The sequence below is a fragment of the Schlesneria sp. genome, from assembly GCF_036405755.1.
Taxonomy (GTDB): domain Bacteria; phylum Planctomycetota; class Planctomycetia; order Planctomycetales; family Planctomycetaceae; genus Schlesneria; species Schlesneria sphaerica.
In genome coordinates this window covers 1-4,558 of the sequence record NZ_DASWWZ010000078.1, presented here as the reverse complement: position 1 = coordinate 4,558, position 4,558 = coordinate 1, and the positions used below count along the sequence as shown (strand labels likewise).

Here is a 4,558-nt window from a genome sequence, read left to right as displayed (position 1 = left end):
AACCGCTCCTTCTCGATAGCGACGTTGTACCACTTCTTTCAGGCCGGTTCCCTGCAGGGAATTCATGAAGACTCCCTGAAGCCCGCCCGGAATCCAGATCAGGTCCGCATTATTCAGGATTCTCCGGGCAAGGGCCGGCTTTTGTGAGTCGATCAGGTCGACCTGCTGCGCGTTTGTTTCTTGCCACAACTCGACCGAATCAGGACCATTCTCGGGATTTGCATCGGCGATGATGGCCACGCGGGCTTCTTCACCACCCGCAAGTTCAAGAGTTTTCTCACGGATTTCTGCAGTCGTGAAGCCCCCCCCGATGACGACGAGCGTCCCGAGTGGTTCTTTGTCATTGGCGGTCATGACACCGGGAGCCGCGAGCAGCAGTCCCAACAGCAAGGTCCACCTCATGCACCGCCTCCTGCAAGTTCCGAACTCTATTACCTCGATTCGGTCACCACCACCGCAATCTCAACGACACATCTCAACCAACCTGAAGTCTGATTCTGCGGCGATTCACCAAACAGGCCATCAAGGCTGTTACCGCATCGTGACGACCGTTCAGTTGCTACAACTACGGATGCCTCGATCAATCGTTCGTTCTGCTCCGGCGGGTCCCCCACGATTGGGTCGCAGGGGGCAGTCGACGAGGGCTGGATCGAACGCCGCTTCTACAGTGACTCAGGAAATCTCGACAAGCTCTCCGTTGTTTCGAGCCGATTTTAGACACGCGTCGAGCACTTGTTGTGTCTTCAGTGCGATGTCTGGCCAGCTTTCGTCGATTTTGCCTGACAGCACGAGCTGCGAGAAGTTGCGGAACAGGTTGGTTTCCTGAGAATTCACCCATCCGTCGCTGTATTCAGGAATCGCGACGCGACGTGTGTGGTCTTCCATGTGGAAGTCGCAGCTCTTCTGATTCAGTCCGGCATTTGTCACTGTGAACGCCACTTCGTTGCTGAAATAGGGAACAACAAAGTCCCTGACGTCGACGTAGCCTTTCGTTCCACCCACGTTCGCCCATTGCTGAGTTTCCGTCAGGAACGAACAGTAGAAGCTGGCAGAGACCCCGTCCGCGAAGAAGAGCTCACCCGAGAACTCGCTGGGAACAGGGCTGCCGCTGTCGGCTCGTTGAGCTTCCGTCAGCATTCTTCCGCTGACCCGCTGCGGCATCAGATAGTTCATCACCCAGAGGGTGAATCGGATGTTGTACCAGCCGAGGTCGCCCAGGCACCCCAGGGGCTCGAGTTCGCCGCTCACTCGGATATTGCTCTGAACGAAGTCGTCATTCGCTGTAAAGCTGAAGTGGCTGGCGATCCGTTTCAATTTTCCAATGCTGCTGCCGTCGTTGAACGTCTCCCGAAGTTTGTTCAGTCGCTGGCTGTGCATGAACATTACGCCGTCCATGAACTGGACCTTGTTTTTCTTGCAGGCGGCGAGCATCTCCTCGACTTCCGCCGAATCGATACCGACAGGCTTTTCCGCCAGTACGTGCTTTCCGGCTTCGGCTGCGCGGATGACCCATTCCTTGCGGAGCCCCGTCGGATTGGGGATATAAACGGCGTCGATGTCTGGCCGCTGGAGAAGTTCTTCATAGCTTCCCAGCGCAACGGGCTTCGGAGTTACCGGTGAGTGGGCACTGCATTCGTCGATGAACTGCTGTGCTTTTTCGACTGATCGACTGGCGACTGCGGTGACAACGGCGTTTTCCGCGTTGTAGATGGCGCGCCAGTTTTTTCGAGCGATATTGGCAGCAGAAAGAATGCCCCAACGACAGACACGACTACTCATGATGCTGACTCCTGTACTCCGGCCGTTTCCGATGATCGGTGCGTAGGATAGCAACCCGTGGCAGTCTTGTGGATGATACACCCCCTGCATTCAGATGAATGCGGAATCGGCGCAGTTGGAGGTACGGCCGATGTTCGCCAGGAAGCTGTGCGCCAGGAAAGAGTCGAACCGGAAAAGGTGTCACGTACAATGTATGATTTGATCGGTGATTTGCACGGTCACGCGGACGAACTGGAGCAACTGCTGCATCGACTGGGGTATCGGCAAATCCATGGCGTTTATCGCCATCCCGAGCGAAAAGTGCTGTTTCTCGGTGATTTCATTGACCGTGGACCCAAGATTCGTGAGGTGCTGCAAATTGTCCGGTCAATGGTCGAAGACGATGCGGCGCTCGCGGTGATGGGAAATCACGAGTGGAACGCACTCGCCTTTCACACCGAAGATCCGGAGTCTCCCGGCGAATTCCTCAGGCGGCATACGCCAGGAAATGTACGGCAGATCAGTCGCACGGTGGATCAACTGAGTCCCGCTGAACTTTCGTCATACCTCGAATGGTTTCGGACGTTGCCGATGTGGCTCGACCTGGATGGCCTCAGAGCGATTCACGCGTGCTGGGACGATTCCGCGATTGGGGTGGTGCAATCGGCGCTGGCTGAGTCTGGCGGCGTGACAACGGACTTCCTGAAGCCAGCCTCGACGACCGGGGCGGAACTTTATTACGCCGTCGAAGTCATTTTGAAAGGGAAGGAGGCTGCCCTGCCGGACGGGGTCTCATTCCTGGACAAGGATGGTTCTTCGCGCGTACACGTCCGGACACGCTGGTACCTGTCGCCGGTTGGCCACACGTATCACTCGTATGCCTTCGAAACGGCGGGACTGGATTGCCACCATCCGCTGGAAAACACGACGATCGCGCAGTCCATGCCTTATCCGACCACGGCAAAGCCCGTGTTCATCGGCCACTACTGGCTGCCGCACAAGCAACCCCAGATCCTGACACACAATGTCGCCTGCCTGGATTTCAGTGTGGCCAAAGGGGGATTCCTCTGCGCATACCGGTGGGATGGAGAGGAAAAGCTGAGTAACTCCAATTTCGTCCGCGTCGATGTGGAGGAGTGAGTCTCCACACGAACGCGTTCCGAATCAATCCTCCGCCCGGCCATCATCACTCATTTTCACAATGAGCGGGTCGAATCGCGCGACCGTTTCCACCAGATCCTGCTGATCCTGCATCACGTCAAGAATGTTCTTGTAGGCGTAGGGGACTTCGTCTGCTCCTGCGGAAAGAACCCGCACACCTTTGTTCTCCAGATCTCTCTGGACGGAGCGCCAAGAGTACTTCTCACGCGCCGCGGTGCGACTCATGCGACGACCCGCGCCATGGGAGGCGGAATTCAGACTCGCCGGATTTCCTTTACCACGGACAACAAATGCCGGATCAGCCATGGAACCGGGGATGACTCCCAGTACACCTTCCCCCGCCGGTGTGGCTCCTTTGCGGTGCACCACGACGTCGCGCCCGTTGTGGTTCTCGATCCACGCGAAGTTGTGGTGGTTTTCGACGCCAGCAATGATCTTTCCACCCACGATGAGTGAAACAAGTCGGTGGATGACGTCGTGGTTCGCAGCAGCGTACTCCCCCATTAAAGTCATCGCAGCCCAGTACTCCTGACCTGCTTCACTGTCGAGGTCCAGCCATGCCAGGCGACCGAAGTCGGCGTATTGGCGAGGCAATAGAACTCGAGCGATGTTGCTGTAGGTATCGCAAACGGACGCACCGGTTCCGCGGCTTCCGCTATGGCTGAGCAGGGCAACGTACTCCCCTTTATCCAGTCCTAACTGTTCGTCCCGTTGCTCAAGTGTTAGTCGTCCAAATTCCACAAAGTGATTTCCGGACCCGGATGTTCCGAGCTGCTTCCACGCCTTGTCCCGGTTTTCGCGCGTCACTCGAGAAACCGTCCAGTCGGCGTCCATCACCGCGTGCTGCTGGGGACGCTCGTGGACAGATCCAATTCCAAATCGTGTCCCTTTATCGAGGGCATTCTTGAACCGATAGAAATTGGCGTCCAATTCCGTTGTCGGAATATCGAGGATCGACAGCTTCATGCGGCACGCGATATCCACGCCCACGGCATAAGGGACCACAGCATTTTCCAGTGCCAGAACCCCACCAATCGGCAGCCCGTAACCCAAGTGCGCGTCAGGCATGATGGCGGCGCCCACGGCCATGGGAAGTGCACACGACTGGCGCATCTGTGCGTGGCATGCCGCATCGATTTCCCGTCCCCAGACTTGATATTCGATAGGGGCAGGGCGCGTGAAATTGGCGTTCTCGATGATTTCCCGGGCGAGTCGACCGAAGTACGGATGCGCGACGAAATCCGACGGTTCCGCCAGCACGCTGCTGATCAGCTTCTTGATTTCCCGCCCGCGCAGTTCGTCTTCCTGCACGGCACGTTGGATTCCTTCAATGGCGGCGCCAATGCAGAGGTCAGATACCCCAAGTTTGCGAAGTTGTGTTGTATTCATTGCGAGGACTCCCTGATGACGGATTCGAGACACGACTCGACCGCATCTGGTTACGATAAATTCGTGCGATTTTTCACGACCAGTCGAAGAAGTTCAGACCGTCGTCGAATGGACCACTACTAAAAGCTGTTTGAAAATGCTGCTACAGGTTCGAACAAACTATCTCGCTTTCGCTGGATCATTACCGCGATCGTCATTTGTTCGGGTTGGATTAACCGGATTGCGACAGTGAAACATCTCAAGACTGAGA

Annotated in this window: 3 protein-coding genes and 1 pseudogene; 1 reads left to right on the top strand and 3 read right to left on the bottom strand. The window is 56.5% G+C overall.

Going from position 1 to position 4,558, the window contains the following annotated elements:
• Together VGE80_RS02675 and VGE80_RS02670 are read right to left on the bottom strand one after the other, a co-directional pair.
• Positions 1-402 (bottom strand): annotated as a pseudogene (locus tag VGE80_RS02675) (hypothetical protein); the annotation flags it as partial.
• A gap of 270 nt (positions 403-672) precedes the next feature.
• Entirely contained in the window at positions 673-1,779 is a 1,107-nt protein-coding gene (locus VGE80_RS02670; protein WP_440591582.1) for a Gfo/Idh/MocA family protein, read from the bottom strand.
• Positions 1,780-1,968: 189 nt separating this feature from the next.
• Here VGE80_RS02670 and VGE80_RS02665 point away from each other — a divergent pair, with 189 nt between their 5' ends.
• Positions 1,969-2,898, top strand: a complete 930-nt coding sequence (locus VGE80_RS02665; RefSeq protein WP_440591581.1) for a metallophosphoesterase — start codon at positions 1,969-1,971, stop codon at positions 2,896-2,898.
• Between the two features lie 24 nt (positions 2,899-2,922).
• On the opposite strand, the gene VGE80_RS02660 is transcribed toward VGE80_RS02665, so the two are convergent.
• On the bottom strand, positions 2,923-4,308 hold the full coding sequence (locus VGE80_RS02660; RefSeq protein WP_440591580.1) for an RtcB family protein: 1,386 nt from the start codon (positions 4,306-4,308) through the stop codon (positions 2,923-2,925).
• Positions 4,309-4,558 lie beyond the last annotated feature (250 nt).

Bases quoted from the DNA above. Each gene is read 5' to 3' on its own strand.
- VGE80_RS02660 (WP_440591580.1), bottom strand. From the start codon at position 4,308: ATGAATACAACACAACTTCGCAAACTTGGGGTATCTGACCTCTGCATT.
- VGE80_RS02670 (WP_440591582.1), bottom strand. From the start codon at position 1,779: ATGAGTAGTCGTGTCTGTCGTTGGGGCATTCTTTCTGCTGCCAATATC.
- VGE80_RS02665 (WP_440591581.1), top strand. From the start codon at position 1,969: ATGTATGATTTGATCGGTGATTTGCACGGTCACGCGGACGAACTGGAG.